Below are 17599 nucleotides of genomic sequence, written 5' to 3'. Positions count from 1 at the left end.
GAGGGAACCATGCGTATAAGGAAAACAAAGGGGCACCATACGATAAAAGAGGTGTTTTTCTTATTTTGTGTTCCTTTTCTGATAGACGCCCAGGGACTTTCACCTGCCCAAGGGGGAAAAGGACAGATCCGGGGACAGGCAACCCTTTCCTGGGAAAGTCATCAAATTCATGTACGGGCAGCACTCGCCCTTACGCCCAACGGGATTCAACTGCCCACCGGCAGAACCGAAGCAATGGAACGGCTTACGATGGAATTTCCTGCCCAAATTCGGCCCTTTTTCTTGAATCTCCAGGTAAGCAGCACCACCACTATCGCGGATCTGCTTAAAGAAAATACGATTTTGCCCGATGTGCTTGATACCTATATATCTTCTGCTTCTCCCCTTTCCACGTATATTGATTTTCCAAAGGACGAATTGGTGGCCACCTACACATTCCCCCTGCATCACCTGTTGGCCACCCTTATTCAGCATACCCGCCCCCGCTCCCTCCCGCGCCCGCTTACCACTGTGGCAAGCCGCCCCTACACGGGAATCATTATTATTGCAAAGGATCCCCTGCCCATTCATGGGAAAAAAGAAACAAGCTACCTTATCCCTTGCCTTTTTCCCCGCATATGGGACTCAGCCATGAATCTTGTATATGAACGGACCATGGTAGATCCCACCATAGCCCGCCAGAACGGCATTGTACATTATACGAATGAACGGGCTATCCTTCTGCCGACCCCTTCGGGGCTTCAGAATTCGCTCATTCCCCTGGTGGGAGAATACCCCCTCCGTATTCTCGCAGAGGGGGTGTTTGGAGTTACCCCTACTGATCCCATCATCAACCGGGAGGATGCCCTGCGGATCCTCTCGAACGAAGAAAATCGGGAGTTACTCCGGCAGGGCCGGATGATTATGGTAATAGCGGATCAGCAGATAGAACAGACCTTTTCGTGGTAGCAGAGAGCATATCCAGATCTTCGAGGGACATGCGGGGTTCCACAGTACCACTCGAGGCAAGAAGACGTCGCAGTTCCGCTTCAAAAACAGAAAGGCCTACCGAAGTAAAGAGGGGCCTCTGGTTCGTCTGAATCACGGTCTGGGTCATCCATTGGGCAAAGGCCGCAAAGGGGTTCATCAGAGGATAACTTTCAATAATGAGTTCATCTTCCGCCTGTATGCCAAGCCGCCCTCGCAGTTCCGTAAGGGCATCCATGAGCCCACCCACGTGATCCACAAGGCCCTTTTCCTGGGCATCCTGTCCCGCGTAGATTCTACCCTGGGCCCGCTGTTCTACCTCTTCCTTGCTCATGTTTCGGCCAGCAGCGACCTCCTCTATGAATTGATCATAGAGGGCATAGATGTATTTCTTGTATTGGGCCACCTCATCTTCCGTAAGATCCCGATAGGGTAAGAGGATTCCCGAATTCAAATCCGCATGGGCTCCCCGCTTTAGAACATCCAGCGAGGCCCCAATCTTCTGGTTTAGCCCCTTATCGTAGAACCAGGAAGCAATCACGCCAATAGAACCCGTAATCGTATAGGGAGTAGCATACAGGGTATCCCCATACAGGGCCGCCCAGTAGCCTCCCGAACCTGCCACCGATCCCATAGACACAATGACCGGTTTTTTCTCCTTGGCACGGCGAATTGCCTTGGCCACGTAATCGGCGGCCACCGCATCGCCGCCAGGGCTTTCGATGCGAACCACTATTCCCTTGATAGAGCCCTCATTCGCCAGAGTATCGATAAGCTGGGCAAGGGACCGGGCCTGCATGCCCGTATCCAGGCTGGTTGATCCTAGGGCATACACCACCGCCACATGGGCGGGCTCTCCCCACACATCCCGGCTTTCATCTTCCGGGCTGTAGGGTTGCTGGAGCATGGCCATTATTCCCTGATTAAAGAAACTAAGCTGACCATCCCCAAAGAAGCGGATATTCCTTCGAGAACCCGAGAGCCGCTCCACCGCAGTGAGGATAGCCTCTTTTCGCCCTATCTCATCCACGAGTTTTGCATCCCGGGCAATGGGGGCGGCAAGCAAGAAATTCTGGTTAATATGCTGTTCGATGGTTTCCCGCGTCAGGTTACGATTCTTCTGCAGGATCGAAATGCTGGTCTCATAGATGCGATCGAGGTAGGCTCCGTATTGTTCTCGATCGGCCTGGGAAAGCTTATCTTGAGAAAAGGTTTCTCCCGCGGATTTATAGGTAAAATAGCGGAGCTCCCGAAAACCAATGCCCAATTTATCAAGGGTATGCTTAAAGTAGCCCCGCCCCACGGCATAGCCTTCCAGGGTAAGGGTCCCCTGGGGATCCATCACGATGGAATCCGCCACCGAGGCGAGCAGGTAGGTATCAAAATTGGCATCGTCGATAAAGGCAACGATTTTTTTGCCCCCCTTCTTAAATTGTTCCAGGGCCTGTTCGATTTCCCAGGTGTCGCTCTGGTTTGCACTATAATTTGAAAGGTTCAGGATAAGCCCTGCCACTTCCGGGTCCCCTGCGGCCTTCCGAATGACCAAAAGGATATCTTGCAGGCTCTGCTGACTTCCAAAGAGGCTCCTCGGTTGCCCTACTACTTCGCCAGGACAGAGTTCGATGTAGGTAGTCCCGGCAGGGCCAGGAAACACATATCCCTTCTTGCCTACGGGGAGATACAGTCCCGCGCCGACCAGCGTATCGGTGTTTTGAAGGGAACCACTATACGAAGAGCCAGCCCCTACTCCATCAAGCTTAAGGGAAAGGCCAACGGAAAACCGCTCTTCTCCGTTATATTTTGCAAAGACCTCGAATCCCCGGGCAGGCTGGACACTAACACCGGCGGCCCACTGAGAGCTTTCCCCCGGGATCAGGATCCAGGAACCAAAAAGGGTAAGCATTCCCGTTCCCAGGGGACGGATCCCCCCATCAATCATAAATTGACGATAGGACCCCTGGTAATCGGCGAGCATGGCCCCACCAAGGGAAAGATATTTAAGCGGTCGGTACAGGGCCCCCACGAGAAAGGCCGCAAACCCCTGGGAAACGTTAAGTTTTTCATCCAGCACACTGATATTGGCATAACCAAGGCTAAACCTCCGGTTCCCCAGGGCAAGGCCAAAGCGGAGGTCCCGCTTAGCTACCGGTCCACTTTCATCAACATGGAAGCCCCCACAGAGTACCCCATCGGCATAGTACAGGCCGTAGCCCCGTATATCCTGAAACGAAGCTACCCTGGAATAGGCCCACCCTTCGAATTCGCTACCAAGTAAGGGTAAGGTTCCTCCCAGGGCCGGATTAAGATAAGAACCAAAGGGAGACGTCTGAACCGCCGGGGTGGTGGTATACCCGAGTAAATCCCCAAAGGTTGCAAAGCCAGGGGATTGGGCGAGAAGAAGACCTCCCCCACCCCAGACTAACGAGAGCACAGATAGGGAAAACAGCAATTTTTTCATTCTATTTGTTCCTCCACTTAGTAGATGGAACAAATAGTATCACGCTCTCTGAACTCATTCAAAGGGGGAAAGCCTTTTTAAATTTAGAAGGATTGGAGGACCGCGCTCCCTTATCAGATACCCTATGGAGGGCCCCCGTGGCAGCCTGCCCCTTGAGGGCCCCCTCTGATGCGTCAGGACTAGGCAAACACCAGCCCATCCCCCTGGCGATCCACCACCACCGTAGCCCCTTCCTTGTATTTACCCGCCAGGATAAGCCGGGCCAGGGGATTTTCCAGTTCGCTCTGGATGGTCCGCTTTAAGGGCCGGGCGCCAAAGAGGGGATCGTAGCCCCGTTCGGCAAGGAAGTCCTTTGCCGCAGGGGTAACCGTAAGGCGCAATTTGCGATCCTCAAGACGATGGGCAAGGCGCTCGAGCTGGATATCCACAATTTTATGGATCTCCGCTTTTCCAAGGCGGTTAAAGATCACCGTTTCGTCGATACGATTAAGGAACTCGGGGCGAAAACTCGCCTTAAGCAGTTCCTGCAGCGCCCCCCGGATCTCTTCGGGATTCCTGGCATTCAGGATCAGGTCCGAGCCCAGGTTACTGGTCATGATGATGATCACGTTTTTAAAGTCCACCACCCGACCCTGCCCATCGGTGAGTCTCCCATCGTCCAGAATTTGCAGGAACACGTTGAATACATCTGGGTGGGCCTTTTCGATTTCGTCAAAAAGGACCACACTATAGGGCCGGCGACGGACCGCTTCGGTAAGCTGGCCCCCTTCTTCGTAGCCTACGTACCCCGGAGGCGCCCCAATAAGCCGGCTTACGGTATGTTTTTCGCCGTACTCACTCATATCGATGCGGGTGAGGGCCTTTTCCTCGTTAAAAAGGAACTCCGCCAAAGCCTTGGCGAGTTCGGTTTTTCCCACCCCGGTGGGCCCCAGGAACAGGAACGACCCCAGGGGCCGGGCTGCGTCGGACAGACCCGCCCGGTTCCTGCGGATCGCGTCTGCCACAGCCTGGACCGCCGCATCCTGGCCCACCACCCGGCGCTCCAGAACCTTTTCCAGTTCCAGGTACTTCTGTTGCTCGCTGGCAAGCATCTTGGATACGGGAATACCCGTCCAGCTGGAAACCACCGCGGCGATGTCCTCTTCGCTTACCTCTTCGCGAAGGAGGCTCATTTCGTTTTTCCGGGCTTCGATTTTATCGGACAGTTCTTTAAGCCGCCGCTGCGCCTCGGGAATCCGGCCGTACTTAATTTCTGCGGCCTTATGGAGGTTCCCTTCCCGCTCGTAGCGGGCTTCTTCGATCTTAAGTTCTTCAATTTCTTGCTTTAGGGCCCGCAATTCCTGAATATCCTTGCGTTCCGCCTCCCAGCGGGCCCGCATGGCGTCCCGTTCGGCCGTCAGATTGGCGATTTCCTTTTCGAGCTTTTCGAGCCGGTCCTTACTTGCCGGGTCTTCCTCGTGCTGCAGGGCCTGCTTTTCTATAGAAAGCTGCAGAAGTTTCCGTTCGAGCTTGTCCAGTTCGGTGGGCCGGCTATCCAGTTCCATCTTAAGCCGGCTTGCGGCCTCATCCACCAGGTCGATGGCCTTGTCGGGCAAGAAACGGCTCGTAATATACCGGGTAGAAAGGGTCGCCGCCGCCACCAGGGCCTCGTCCTTAATTCGCACACCGTGGTGGACCTCGTACCGTTCCTTAAGCCCCCGCAGAATGGCAATGGTATCTTCCACCGAAGGCTCGGCACAGTAGACCTGCTGGAACCGTCGCTCCAGGGCCGCATCCTTTTCGATATACTTCCGGTATTCATCCATGGTGGTGGCCCCGATACAGCGCAGTTCTCCCCGGGCAAGGGCAGGCTTTAGGAGGTTACTCGCATCGGTGGCCCCTTCGGCGGCCCCCGCCCCCACCAGGGTATGGAGTTCGTCGATAAAGAGGATGATCCGGCCTTCGGCGGATTGGATCTCGTGGATTACCGCCTTAAGGCGTTCCTCAAATTCACCACGGAACTTGGCCCCCGCCACAAGGGCCCCCAGGTCCAGGGCCAGGATTCGCTTGTTCTTCAGCCCCTCGGGCACATCCCCTTCCACAATACGCCGGGCAAGGCCTTCCACAATGGCGGTTTTCCCGACCCCCGGTTCACCGATGAGTACCGGGTTGTTCTTAGTTCGCCGGGAAAGGACCTGCATGACCCGACGGATTTCTTCGTCCCGGCCGATGACGGGGTCCAGTTTTCCCTGCCGGGCCAGGGAGGTAAGGTCCCGGCAATATTTTTCGAGGACCTGGTATTTTTCTTCGGGGCTCTGGTCCGTTACCCGGGCGTTGCCCCGCACACTCTTTAGGGATGTAAGAATCGCCTCCCGGGTAATGCCATGGCGTTTTAAAAGATCCGCCACAGGGCCGTCTGCCTTGGTAAGGGCCAACAGGATGTGTTCCGTGGACACATATTCGTCCTTGAGGGCTTCCGCTTCGGTTTCCGCCTTGGCAAGGACACGACTTGCGGCAGGACTCAGGTAGAGCTGCGCCGCTTCCCCGTATACCTTGGGTTTAGTACTGATAAGTTTCCGCACATCCTGGGTAAGAATGTCCGGATTCGCCCCAATTTTTTCTACAATCGGGCGAACAATGCCCCCTTCCTGCTCCAGCAACGCAAGCAGGATATGATCCAGATCCACCTGGGTCTGATCGTTTTTTTGGGCAATACTGGAGGCCTCCTGGAGCGCCTCCTGGGCTTTGAGGGTTAGTTTATCGTAGTTCATACCTATAAGATACGAAGGGAACGCCAAAGGGGGCAACTTGCTCTCTGTTTTAACAGAGGGATAAGGGAAAGCCGGTCCTCTGAATCGGTCACACAGATAATGGCTCGGAGTATTCTGCGAGGCTTCAGTGAGATACCATCAACCTCGCAAGCCCCATTATCTGCGTGGCCGATGGGGATGCTATTGTTGTGTCCCACCGGCCTTACCGGCCGTCACGGGGTATAGAACAGGCTTCGTTTGAAATTAAGGAACATGCTGGTTCTCTTTATGATCCAGATGTAGTCAACGCATGCCTTGAGCTTTTTAAAGAAGGATTTTCCTTTATTAAATCGGAAGTTCTCCAGGCTATCAATCAGCTCCCGCTTCAGTAGTAAATTAATACAATTAGACTCTGGTCACAGGAAAACTTTATTTTTTATTAGCTATACTTGCGCTAAAAAAAAAGCGATTAATATTTCCTTCAAGGAGGAAATCTTGTTATGTACTTAAAAAGAGATTTTTTAATGAGCGCTTTTCTAGTTGTTTTAGCAGGTTTTTCTTTTGGAAAGGAAATTTATTTTTTAGGATCGAACTACACACTTGATAGCCTACATTCTGACAAATATCATGAGGCTGGTTCACTAACAGCACTCATGAGTTCAATTGGTGTATCCTTTGATACTTTTAAAGGTGATGAATTTGGCTTCTTAGGCAGTATATCCGGTGGTTTTGGATCAAGTGCCAATTTCAATGGTAATAGCTATCCGAAGAATGTACTAACGCAAGCCTATCATTTTGATGGACTCATAGGTGTAGGTTACTATAAGGAATTAAATAAGTGGTACTTTCTCCTTGGAGGAGGTGTAGGGGGTATAATGGCTATGCTGGATTTTACATCTGGTTTAGATCTACCCACGTTTTTATCCCAAGGAGTAGGTCCTGGAATCTATGGAGGAGTTGGCTATTCGATAACGAAAAGATTCTCAATTTTCTTTAATATTAAAGTGATATACACTCTCATTGGAGTGCTCTCCCAAGAAGATGTTCCATTTAAGCCTTCCCTTATGGTTGCACCAGCATTTTGTGTTGGTATTGCAATTAATTAGTTAAGGGTCCTCAATCCCCCGAGCGGTCCTTCAGCCACATTCAGGAACATGGTGGCAAAGCCTGGGGTATAAAAATAAGATGGTCCGAATTCCTGGCTTGTACCGTTCGGATAGGTAAGCTTTATGCTGTACATCCAGATGGGGAATCCATTGGCATCGGTATAGATTGATACGGGAGGGCCCGCAAGCCAGGTTGCAAAGGTCTGGGTCCGGTTTGCCAGGTAGCCCTGTTCGTAGAGCCACTTTTGGGACCAGCGGTTCCCGCGGTTAAGGACGACCAGTTTGGTATCGTAGTTGCTTTGGTCTAAGATGCCCACCCCTGCATCGATAAGCTGCCAGGACCCGGTGGCGGGTTTACCCCAGGTTGTGGTGAACTGAACGGAACCCACAGAGCGGCTCTCGTTGGTTTTTTTGTTCCAGACCGTAAAATCGATTTTCCAATTTCCATCTGTGTATGAGCCAGAGGTAATGGGTATAGTTCCATGACCGCCTAGATAAAAACCGTTTCGCCCGGAGGAAAAGGTTTTGCCATCCGGGTAGGTAATTACATAGGAATAGTACCACACCGGGTCAGCCTGTACCGGCCCCTTAATCCAGGCCCCAAAACGCTGATTCCCTTTGTAGGTTCCCGCAAAGGCTCCCTGTTCATAGAGTTCTTTCATATCCCAGGCGGTTCCCCGCTGGGCAATCTTGAGCACCTTGTCGTATTCGGCGTCCTCGATGATAAGCCCCACTCCCATATCTATAAGGTTCCATGACTGGGCCGCCGCCGCAAAACTCACGGTACAAGCAAAAAGCGCCGCCACAAATTTCTTCATCAATATACCCTCCGCAATTCTTCCGGGACCTACCGGTCATATTAAAAGTATACTACAGTATAGTACAACCGGTCAGCACTGAGCAAAAAATGACAGGCCAAGGCGTTTAAGCGCCTTTTCGGCATCACCCCATCAGAGGCACGCTCGGCATCGGTTCCCCTGGAACTCTGGCCGCCTATACAGCTTACGGTGATACTCAAAGGAGATAGATCGATGAAATATCGCATTGAACAACGGGATGAAATGGAGTTTGCGGGGCTGGTGTTCCGTACAACGAGTACCGGCGGGGTTAACCTTAAGGTTATTCCCCAGTTTTGGGTGGATAAACACAAGGATGGTTCGGTAGCAAAGCTTGCTCAATTCTGCGGCCCCATGGGAATGCTCGGCATTTGCTATGACTACAAGCCGGAGGACAACAGCTTTGCCTACGCTATTGCGGTAGAGCGGGGCATCAAAAGCCTTAAGGACTTTCCGCAGGGCTGCCAGCTAATAAAGGTGCCGGCCGCAACCTATGCGGTCTTTGAATGCCGGGGCCCCATGCCCCAGGCGATTCAGGACCTCTGGAAGCAGATTTATACCGACTGGTTCCCTGCTTCTGAATACGAGCATGCGGGCACCCCGGACTTTGAAGTCTATCCTGACCAAGATGACCCGGCCATAACGGAGAACAGCCCCAACTACCGGAGCGAAGTCTGGATTCCTATTAAAAAGAAGGCTAAGGGCTAGTGCTTTGGTCGCGGGGCGCTGCCGGGCCGGTGTGCGGTGCGTGCGGGGGCCGGCGGTCCCCAGGCCTGTGCAGGGCGTATGCGGGTGCGGCCGCCTGGGCTGTGTGCAACAGGTGCGGCTGCGGGGCCCCTGTGCAGCGCATGCAGGTGCGGCTGCGGGGCTCTGCTGGTGGCGGGCCCCGTGCGGACGGGTCCGCCTGGCTCTACCAGACTCCATGGCCGGAGCCCCGCTCCTTAAATTTGTATGAATTTATGGAATGGCACTCCATAAATTTGACTAAATTTGTGGAGTGGGGGGCTATAGTACTTGTGCCACATTGGATTCAAATTGATTATTCCGTCACCACCGTATCATAGAGTCCGATCGGCTCGCCTTCGTGGCGGCGGATGCCGGTGTAACCCAAGCTCGGGTCTTCGTAGCGCTTAAACTTATACACCGCGTCGTTCATGAGGGCGCTGTTAAAGACCCCAAGGCTTACAAGAAGCTCAAAGTCCTGGACGGTGAGCCCCGTCACCTTTTTAAAAAGCCCCGGTTCAAGCTGGGTAATTACATCCCTCAGGGTCCGCTCCCGGTAGTCGGTGAGATACATAAACACGGGAATTCGCGTCGCAAATTTGATGAGCTTTTCCTGGATTTGTTTACGCAGGCTCTTGTATTCCTTCTCATCGTCGGTAAGTTGCTTTTTTTCTTCCGTTGAAAGCTCCCGGTCGAAGGCTTCTTTTTTTGTTTTATGGACCGCTTCGGATTTGTTGATGATGGTCTCGATGTCCTGGTTTAGACGGCGAAAGCCTTCGATGCTCATAAGGGCTTGCATGGCCTTTTCGTTGTTCATCAGGCGACGGAGTGTCTCGTTATCCACATTAACAAGGAGGGCGCTTTCCCAGCGGCGGGCCAAGAGCGTGGCAGTGGTGCCGCTCATGGCCATGTCGAGGACTCCGGCTGCATCAATCTGGCGCATAGAACTGCCATCGTATGCCAGAATCGGCAAAAAGTGAATGAACTCAGCGACCTTCTGTTCGGGGTCAACATCGTCTACATTCAAACGGCAACTGTATTCCTGGATTTGGCGAAGCGCCCGGTCGGGAGCAAAGTCAAAGACATAACATTCTTTTTTGAGGATTAATTCTTTGTTTGGGCTTTCGCCATCGGGATTTTTGATTGTCCAGGGGCTCTGCACCCGGAAAGCGGCTTGAAAATAAGTTTCCGGGCTCGAAAGATTACGGAGCATAAAGATCCCTGTCCAGGGGCGCACCGTAACTCCCGTAGTAAGCTTGCCGCAAGTGAGAGTAATGGTTTTAGTTGTTAATGGATCAGCCATAGCTTTTAATACTGGTTGTAAAGCATTCACTCCGATGCCTGCGGAAGCTCCTGCCGCCACTATAACCCGGTAATCATGGAAAAAACGGTTGTGTCGAGCTTTCAACAGGTTCGCCATGGCATGGCAGGCGGCCACACTGGGCAAAAACCACAGCGTGTGATTCAGAACTTTCAAAAGCCGTACATCCGAATAAGGCAACGGTGGTTTTTCGGCGCCGAGCCGCAGATTGTCCAAGCTGGTAGGCAAATCTGCACCACGGATAATATTCAGCCACTTTTGCACCTCATCTTCGTGTTTAAAGCGCGCCGCCTCACCAAAGCCCTCGGCGGCAAAGAACTCATTTAGATCAAATTCATTAAATTCGCCTTGCAGGGCTACTTCACGCAATGTGTCAGGTAGCTGGTAGGTCATCAGGACCATCCGCGGAAGGGCTTCGTAGGGATTGGGCCCTTGTGTAGAATCCCAATTTTCCTTGGCCTGTTGTTCATCTGAATAGGTCCAGTTATAAATTTGTTCTTCTATAAATTCACCGGTAGTAATTGCTCTGAATGGAGTCCCCGAAAGATACAGATAGTGGCTTGCGGTGATTGGTAAAATATCTTCTATCTCCTCATTTGGATCTTTGAGAAAGTCCGCCGCTTCACCTTCCGCATAGTCTTGTTCTTTATCATCCTCTGCTTCAAAAAGCTCCTTTGCCCGTTCCCTCCAGGCACCGTAGTGATATTCATCGAAAATCACGCAATCCCAGTTGGTTGCGTGGACCCATTCATTTTTAGGTTTGATACCACCGGTACTGCGATCACGGCCCAAATAGTCCTGGAATGACCCAAAACACACGATAGGTTGGGTCTTATCTGCATTTTGCCAGGTGATTGATCCGTCGGGTTTAATAAACTGCCAGCCTGCAAAATCTACATGGGTACGAAGATCCTCTTCCCAGGCACTTTGCACCGCGGGCTTAAAGGTAAGCACCAGGATTTTTTTCCATCCCATGCGTTTGGCCAGCTGATATGCCGCAAAGGTTTTCCCAAAGCGCATTTTGCAGTTCCATAAAAAATGGGGTGTTTTGTTGTTTTCACTTCGGTAGCTCTTGAAATAGGTGATCGTCTTTTGAATGGCCGCTTCTTGTTCGGGCCGTAAACCAAAAGAATAAGAACGTTGGTCCTCGAAAAGCTGTCCGGTGCGTACCGCATGAATTGCAGAACGGACCTGTTCAACCGTGCAACGGAACCATTCGCCTGCTTCTTTGTGAACGCCATTAATGTGCAGCATCCGATGTACTTCATGATCGGTAAAGGTGGTACCATCACTGCGAATTGCCGGTTCCTCCAAAACGATACGATAGGGCTTTTCTCCGGGTTTTACGATTGGGTATTGTTCGGCCACCCGTTCTTGAACACTGCGGGATGTGTAACCGACTTTTAATAATCCCTTGTATTGCGGATGAGTGTCCTCGTAGGCATAGATTTTAGGATCTACTTTAGGCCGCGGGGGGAAAAATTGGGAATCCGCTGTTTCGTCTAAGGTACGCATCATTAATACAACCCCAAGGTAATTTTTAGTGCATCATCCACTTTCGCCATCAAAGGGCAGTGCCCTATTTTCTTGTCTATCTCTCGTTCTTCTATAGTAGCAAGATGATCGGTGACTATTACTGAATCAGTAAGCAGACCCATAGCTTGGGCTGCAGCATCCTGCATATTGATTGGTATCCTCGTGGGGCCTGTACGTTGCAGGTTTGAAGTAATCATCACTGCAATGGTCTGGTTGAACTCGCTCTGAACTTCATCACCCATAACGATTAAGGCAGGTCGTTTTTTATAATGGGTAAGATCTGAATAGGGGAAACGTACAAGAATGACATCACCCCGTTTATAGCTGGTCATACCCTTCCATCCCCGGAGCATCCCAGTCTTCTGCAAAATGACGAAGCCGAGCATAGGTTTCGAGGGTTTCTTCCGCTGTCCAGCCCAAAGACTGGACGGAGAGGATATTCCCAGAAGAGGCTGTACTCAGGGCATTCCCCGGCTGATAGAATTGGGGGATCTGTTCGGATATACCACTCTGCTTATTCCCTTTGAGTGAGGGTTTTTGTGATACATTTAGGGTTGTGGTATTCCAAAAATTAAGATGTAGAGAAAGGGTATCAGAAATCATCTTTAATACTCCGGTTCTAGTTTTTCTATAGTACTATTTGTTAAAATCTGGGTGAAAAAGAATGCTTTTGAAGCATTATGTAATTGCTTTAAATCCTCCTGAAGTTCATCCCATGAGGCTAGCTCTTTCTGAGAAAGGGTTTCTAGATCGATTAGTGTTCCCTTTTGTTTCCCGTCGAGAAGCATGAGCTCTGCGGGACTTACAATTTGTACAATATGGGTGACCATTGTTTCAGGAATTTCTACACGTGTTTGCACAGGGAACTGATTGACTTGATAAGACCCGATTTTTAAATCCAACTGAATTGCCGAAAGATCCGGCTCTTTATCCAGGTTGATCAAATCTATATATCGAAGGGAATGCCGCAGGGGATTCGGTATAAGATGACTTTCTTTAAGAGTGCGGATTACGGAGGTAATATTTGTATAAAAGGCTTCCCATCCAATGTAGGGTTTTGTACAATTGACGGTAACTACCCGATCCCCAACCTGCCATACTAAGGGGCTGTTTGTTGCTTTGATCCGTACCTTGGCGGCGAAACTCAGATTCGGATCCACCTGGCCAATAAACGCGGGCAGTTCTGCGGCGGGCAGGCGCTCTATCCGTAAATCTGGATGTTCTGCTTGGAGCTTCGTAAACAGTAAGCCTGGTAAAACCTCTGCTGCGCCGGGAGCCTCAAACTGGAGCTGCCAAATGACTTCAATGAGGGGCTCTTTTTTTAATCGTTTGGGGACCATGGCCATTGATATTTCCTTTATTATTGCTGTTTTAGTGTCTTATAAGGCTTGGAACTTGTCAAGGCAGCGTGTTTGAGAACTTATATTTCCTTTCCCAATCGTTTCCAACGACTAGCAAAAGCTTCACGCCCTCCTTCCATTACCCTACAGACTTCCTCTCTGACTTGTTTATCCTGCAATACACCACTTTGCGCTACAACGCATTGACCATTTTTAAAATCCATGACATGCACCAATTCGGCATCCCCATTGACCACCACATTAGCATTATGGGTGATAACAATGAGCTGGCGGCGCAATTTATTTTCTCGAATTTGGCGTACTATTAAATCATAGATGAGGTGATTATCTAGATCATCTTCGGGCTGGTCAAGCACAATAGGCTCTTCACCAAATGCGAGTAAAAAAGCCAATAATGCCGCTGAGCGTTGCCCTTGCGAACCCTCGTGGATTTCATACCACTGATTATTGCGCTGATATTGGATTTTGAGATCATCTTCTGGAAACCATGTCATCACATAATCGGCAAACTCTGGTTTTTGGAGTTTACGCTCTAAATAGTTCGAAAAGCGTCCTCCAATAGTATCCGAACGATCAAGCAAAACAGACCGTATGTTGTTTAGTTTTTCAAGCTTACAGTTGATATCTTCTGTGTTTGTCGTAATTTCTGATACCAATTTGTCAATATCATCTTGGAACCGTTCGTCTGGCGCTTCGATAAGTTCACGCAAACTTTGTTCAATAATCTGCTTATCAAAACCAAAAGAAACTACCTGGATACGGACATAGGGATTTTGCTCCAGTTTCTGCTCCAGGAATTCTTCCCTTTTCTGAGTAATGGCCTGGCGGTATTCAAGAATCAGTTCCTGTTGTCTCTGGATTTGGCTGACTAATTCGTTGTGTAGGGTCTCCAATTGCTGAAGAGTTTTAACTTGTTTTTCTAATTCCTGCTGTTCCTGCGTCAGGCGCGTAAAGGCTTGCGAATCTGACACCCCTTGACTGGCAAGTTGTTTTTGTAATTCTTCATATTTATTATATATAGAGCGGATGCGAGAATTCCAAGCCATCAGTTGTTCGCGACTCTCTAGACTGTTAACAAACTGTTCTAACGAACATATTTCTTGTTCTAAAGATTGGCAAATTTTTGTGAGAAATGCATCAACTTCTCTGCGCCATTGCAAAAGATCAACATCAGACTCCCCGAAATATTCCGGAGGCCATTCATCAAGAATCAATTGTTTCGCAGTACCGCGCAACATTTCCACCATATTATGAAGCTTTGCTTGTGTATCGCTAAGGATCTGTTCTTGATACCGAGCCTGAGCATATGCTTGTTGTATGGCTGCTTGGTCCCCCTGTTTCAAGAAATTCAGTTTTTCTTTCACTTCTTGCAAACGGCGCTTAACCTCAGGCAGAGTAGTGAGTTTTCCCTCAATTTCGCGCAATTGGGTACGCTGAGTTAGAAATGCGCGCCGTGCTTCTTCGAAATTCTGCTGTAAAGATTCTACTCCGGCCGCTTCATCAATAACATTCAGTAAGGCCAATCTCCCCTTACCTGCCATTGCGATAATCTGTCCTTGCGAAAATAATCGCAAAGGAAAACGACTAGCGTTGATAGCCTGACTTTCCGTTTGCTGCCATTGATCATTTTGCCACTCTTCGACGATGGCTTTTTCATCTGCTGCTTGCCAAGTCACCCGTAAAAGCGAATTCTCTGTCTGCCACTCTACCCGGATTTCTGTATCCTGTCGCAATGCGCCAGGATCATCCCGGCCTTCGGTCACTCGGCGAAATGATTGAAAGCGTTCATATGGTTCACTGTCCTCTGGCAAAACTTCAAGCTCATTTTCCCGTTGAGTTGCGATCCGAAGCGCGTGCACCATTGTGGACTTACCGGTTCCACGACCACCAACCACGGCGTTAAAATATGGCGAAAATTCAAATCGCGCAGGTTTTCCGTGCCCCATTACCTTCATCTTATTAATTTCAATAGCACGGATTATATGCGCGGGGATTTTAAACGGATCAAATGATCCTTCTTCGCTTCTCAGAATTGACACACCATTCCCATCAAGCAACGCTAACCGCAAACCTTCTAAGGTAGGCTTGGCCATTTTAACCCATGTATAGCGGCTACCAGGCGCGTTATTCCCCTGAAAACTATGGCAATCACTCCCCAATACACGGGTTAAAGCAGACGCTTGTTTTTCCACGGCTTCCGGAAATGGAGTTGCTGCACTGCACCATTCTATTGCAAGTAGCCCCTCTACTTCCAAGACTTGTTTGATAGTATTCGCGGAAAGCGAACATTGCTTAGTCCCTGGTTTAACACGCAATAAACCCTTTTCGTCGTCAGCGTGTGCCGGGATAGGAATAGCCCCCGCTTTCAATACTTCGGCAATCACTTCGGCCGCGGATTTGTTGGTTTCTCCGTCACTGTTGCCCCTGGTTCCCTGATAACCGACCGCCCCTAACAAAGTATCAATGTCACTGGTTGTGGCATTGGGATCGAAAATAGCCAATATATGCACCCCACCATTCGCCGAAATTTCCACCCCTGGGAATAATGTCAATTCACGAAAACCTTCAGGAGGCGATCCATTGTCAGATTGGCTCTTCATTTTCTCGTAAGCTGTTTTGATTCGATCAATCCATACGCCGCTATTATGGTCGGTTATGGCCACACAATCAATGCCAGCCGCCATAAAGCGAAGCAACCATTTTTCCGGTGTTACTTCCTGTTCTGTCCCAATTGATTTTTGCCAGTGTTCAGTATCAGCAGAAGCCGGCGTGTGCGCGTGAAAATCGAATTTCCACCACCGAGCGCCAGGATATTTCCAATATTTCAAGCTCTCTTCTTCGCGTCTATTCGTGTTCATTCGCGGTTTCACTATTTGTTCCATATGCGCCTCCTTATTCCTCTTCATCCTCCGCCGGGGGAGCTTCTTGTTCGCCTGTGGCCGGCATGGGGCGGATCATCTGTTCGATAAAGGCGATTTCATCCGCGGTCAGGCCGTATTTGGCATAGAGCTCTTCATCGGTCCAGGGTTTGGAGAAATCCTGGATGGGGACGAAAGTATATGATTCTTTTGTGATATGATGAGAATACATGAACTGGGCAACTAAAAACCGGAAAAACTTCGTTTTCATGTAGCTGATTAAGTTTTGTGCCTCCTGTTTGGTAGCGTAAGCACCAATCACCAAATAGGTTTCTGTGCAGATCGTTCCAGGCGGTAAAATATCAATCTTGGAAAAAACCCGCCGTTTCCCGTCTGGACCAGGATTTCCCGCATGATCATAGCCTACATAGGAAGTAATCACCTTCCACAGGTCAATTAACTCAACCCCTACGGTAATCTCACCGCGCGGATATGGTCCCTCACCGTTTTGCCAGCGCAAAATTAAATCGCCCGATTCTTTTGGACGGACAAATGTTCTTAAACCAAATGGTTTACTTGCAGACACTTGCTCGCTCATGGGTCGTTCCCGTTTGGCTAACACCTTACGCACAATCGAGACTGCTTTGCCGTGGCGAATCAGCGTGGGGAATTCATCGAGCTTTCTGGTCGAGACAGCCTGTTCTCCCTGTTTGACATTGGTAATCTCGCAGGGACCATGGTAATCCCGTTCCCACAAGAAGTAGCAAACCCCACCAGCAATATCCACGCCGGGAAAAACTTCGCCAGCGTTTTCAAAATCCACCAGTTTATGAATCCGATCATCATGAAGCATTTCTTCGCGGAAACTATCCAGCCCCTTGCCGCCGGCAAACCAGCGGGAAGGAATAATCATCGTTAAAAAACGGGGATTGAGTTTTTTCGCTTGATGTACGAACTTATTATAAATCGGGGATGCGCTCCGCCCAAAGCCACCATCACTCAGCTGATACGGCGGGTTGCCGATAATCACATCAAACTTCATGTTAAAGATCTCCTCCGGTTGTTCGGTATGAATAAACTCATAGGCGTGGGTTTCCAGGTCCGCACCGCGGTCGTAGTTTTGATCGCTCGCCCCACAGTAAAGGCAGCGGCCGTTCTGCCAGGCGTGTTCGGTACGCCGGTAACGGATATTGCCTTCGGCCGTATCAAAAACGGTGCACACCGAATATTTGCCGTTGGCGTGCTTGGAACAATACAGGGTGCGGCGGGCCATGAGGGCGGTGAGCTCGGTGATGGCGATGCCAAAGAGCTGATTTTTCATGATATGGTTAATCCGCTCCTGCCGGTCGGGGATGGTCTGTTCCAGGCCCTTATCCAGGCGCTTGGCGATTTCCCGCAAAAACACGCCGCTTTTGCAGGCGGGGTCCAAAAAGCGGGCCTGGGGATCGCTCCAAAGGCTTTGGGGCAACAGGTCGAGCATGCGGTTTGCCAGCGCCGGCGGCGTAAAAACCTCGTCGCTCGAAAGGTTTGCAAGGCAAGTCAGCACATCGGGATTGTAGCCTCTATTCGCTAATCCACGCGAATGGTTACCAAGAGATTGCGACCGTTGATTATTCTCCCCTTCGCGTCCATTCGTGTCCATTCGTGGTTTCCCCCTTTATCCGCCAATACACGCGAATACACGCTAATGAATCCTGGCCACCGG

13 protein-coding genes are annotated in these 17599 nt (G+C 50.3%); 4 read left to right on the top strand and 9 right to left on the bottom strand.

Annotated features, from left to right (window positions below; genetic code table 11):
* Nucleotides 1-9: 9 nt before the first annotated feature.
* The gene (locus tag C5O22_RS07035; protein WP_132780508.1) at nucleotides 10-948 is read left to right on the top strand and encodes a polymerase; all 939 of its coding nucleotides are present in this window, start codon (nucleotides 10-12) and stop codon (nucleotides 946-948) included.
* Here C5O22_RS07035 and sppA read toward each other — a convergent pair.
* Entirely contained in the window at nucleotides 902-3424 is a 2523-nt protein-coding gene (gene sppA / locus C5O22_RS07030; RefSeq protein ID WP_132780507.1) for a signal peptide peptidase SppA, read from the bottom strand. The two genes, C5O22_RS07035 and sppA, sit on opposite strands and share 47 nt — an antisense overlap.
* 179 nt (nucleotides 3425-3603) lie before the next feature.
* Entirely contained in the window at nucleotides 3604-6174 is a 2571-nt protein-coding gene (clpB, locus tag C5O22_RS07025) for an ATP-dependent chaperone ClpB (RefSeq protein ID WP_132780506.1), read from the bottom strand.
* A 188-nt stretch (nucleotides 6175-6362) separates the two neighbouring features.
* On the opposite strand from clpB, the gene C5O22_RS07020 reads away from it, so the two are divergent.
* Together C5O22_RS07020 and C5O22_RS07015 are read left to right on the top strand one after the other, a co-directional pair.
* Nucleotides 6363-6545: a hypothetical protein gene (locus tag C5O22_RS07020; protein ID WP_132780505.1), complete on the top strand. Its 183-nt coding sequence runs from the start codon at nucleotides 6363-6365 to the stop codon at nucleotides 6543-6545.
* A gap of 108 nt (nucleotides 6546-6653) precedes the next feature.
* Nucleotides 6654-7259, top strand: coding sequence for a hypothetical protein (locus C5O22_RS07015; RefSeq protein ID WP_132780504.1), 606 nt, complete (start codon nucleotides 6654-6656; stop codon nucleotides 7257-7259).
* Here C5O22_RS07015 and C5O22_RS07010 read toward each other — a convergent pair.
* Nucleotides 7256-8077, bottom strand: coding sequence for a hypothetical protein (locus C5O22_RS07010; protein WP_132780503.1), 822 nt, complete (start codon nucleotides 8075-8077; stop codon nucleotides 7256-7258). The two genes, C5O22_RS07015 and C5O22_RS07010, sit on opposite strands and share 4 nt — an antisense overlap.
* Nucleotides 8078-8290: 213 nt before the next feature.
* Here C5O22_RS07010 and C5O22_RS07005 point away from each other — a divergent pair, with 213 nt between their 5' ends.
* Complete coding sequence (locus C5O22_RS07005; protein WP_132780502.1) at nucleotides 8291-8803, top strand: GyrI-like domain-containing protein; 513 nt, start codon at nucleotides 8291-8293, stop codon at nucleotides 8801-8803.
* 331 nt (nucleotides 8804-9134) lie between these two features.
* On the opposite strand, the gene C5O22_RS07000 is transcribed toward C5O22_RS07005, so the two are convergent.
* From C5O22_RS07000 to C5O22_RS06975, 6 genes are all read right to left on the bottom strand, one after another.
* Complete coding sequence (locus C5O22_RS07000) at nucleotides 9135-11657, bottom strand: GIY-YIG nuclease family protein (RefSeq protein ID WP_132780501.1); 2523 nt, start codon at nucleotides 11655-11657, stop codon at nucleotides 9135-9137.
* The gene (locus C5O22_RS06995; protein WP_132780500.1) at nucleotides 11657-12007 is read right to left on the bottom strand and encodes a type II toxin-antitoxin system PemK/MazF family toxin; all 351 of its coding nucleotides are present in this window, start codon (nucleotides 12005-12007) and stop codon (nucleotides 11657-11659) included. The genes C5O22_RS07000 and C5O22_RS06995 overlap by 1 nt, the downstream gene beginning before the upstream one ends.
* On the bottom strand, nucleotides 11994-12278 hold the full coding sequence (locus C5O22_RS06990) for a hypothetical protein (RefSeq protein WP_132780499.1): 285 nt from the start codon (nucleotides 12276-12278) through the stop codon (nucleotides 11994-11996). Before C5O22_RS06990 ends, C5O22_RS06995 begins: the two co-directional genes overlap by 14 nt.
* A 2-nt stretch (nucleotides 12279-12280) precedes the next feature.
* Nucleotides 12281-13021, bottom strand: coding sequence for a TIGR04255 family protein (locus tag C5O22_RS06985; protein WP_132780498.1), 741 nt, complete (start codon nucleotides 13019-13021; stop codon nucleotides 12281-12283).
* Nucleotides 13022-13095: 74 nt separating this feature from the next.
* Nucleotides 13096-15918, bottom strand: coding sequence for a TrlF family AAA-like ATPase (locus tag C5O22_RS06980; RefSeq protein ID WP_207895359.1), 2823 nt, complete (start codon nucleotides 15916-15918; stop codon nucleotides 13096-13098).
* A gap of 10 nt (nucleotides 15919-15928) precedes the next feature.
* Nucleotides 15929-17536 (bottom strand): Eco57I restriction-modification methylase domain-containing protein, encoded by a 1608-nt coding sequence (locus C5O22_RS06975; protein WP_132780497.1) that lies wholly within the window; start codon nucleotides 17534-17536, stop codon nucleotides 15929-15931.
* Nucleotides 17537-17599 lie beyond the last annotated feature (63 nt).

Source organism: Treponema sp. J25, assembly GCF_004343725.1.
GTDB lineage: Bacteria > Spirochaetota > Spirochaetia > Treponematales > Breznakiellaceae > J25.
Note: the sequence above shows the minus strand (reverse complement) of the source record. Positions and strands in the feature narration are given on the sequence as shown.

Excerpts from the sequence above, each read along its gene's own strand:
- C5O22_RS07035 (WP_132780508.1), top strand. The coding sequence starts at position 10 with ATGCGTATAAGGAAAACAAAGGGGCACCATACGATAAAAGAGGTGTTT.
- sppA (WP_132780507.1), bottom strand. The coding sequence starts at position 3,424 with ATGAAAAAATTGCTGTTTTCCCTATCTGTGCTCTCGTTAGTCTGGGGT.
- clpB (WP_132780506.1), bottom strand. The coding sequence starts at position 6,174 with ATGAACTACGATAAACTAACCCTCAAAGCCCAGGAGGCGCTCCAGGAG.
- C5O22_RS07015 (WP_132780504.1), top strand. The coding sequence starts at position 6,654 with ATGTACTTAAAAAGAGATTTTTTAATGAGCGCTTTTCTAGTTGTTTTA.
- C5O22_RS07010 (WP_132780503.1), bottom strand. The coding sequence starts at position 8,077 with ATGAAGAAATTTGTGGCGGCGCTTTTTGCTTGTACCGTGAGTTTTGCG.
- C5O22_RS07005 (WP_132780502.1), top strand. The coding sequence starts at position 8,291 with ATGAAATATCGCATTGAACAACGGGATGAAATGGAGTTTGCGGGGCTG.
- C5O22_RS07000 (WP_132780501.1), bottom strand. The coding sequence starts at position 11,657 with ATGATGCGTACCTTAGACGAAACAGCGGATTCCCAATTTTTCCCCCCG.
- C5O22_RS06995 (WP_132780500.1), bottom strand. The coding sequence starts at position 12,007 with ATGACCAGCTATAAACGGGGTGATGTCATTCTTGTACGTTTCCCCTAT.
- C5O22_RS06990 (WP_132780499.1), bottom strand. The coding sequence starts at position 12,278 with ATGATTTCTGATACCCTTTCTCTACATCTTAATTTTTGGAATACCACA.
- C5O22_RS06985 (WP_132780498.1), bottom strand. The coding sequence starts at position 13,021 with ATGGCCATGGTCCCCAAACGATTAAAAAAAGAGCCCCTCATTGAAGTC.
- C5O22_RS06980 (WP_207895359.1), bottom strand. The coding sequence starts at position 15,918 with ATGGAACAAATAGTGAAACCGCGAATGAACACGAATAGACGCGAAGAA.
- C5O22_RS06975 (WP_132780497.1), bottom strand. The coding sequence starts at position 17,536 with ATGGACACGAATGGACGCGAAGGGGAGAATAATCAACGGTCGCAATCT.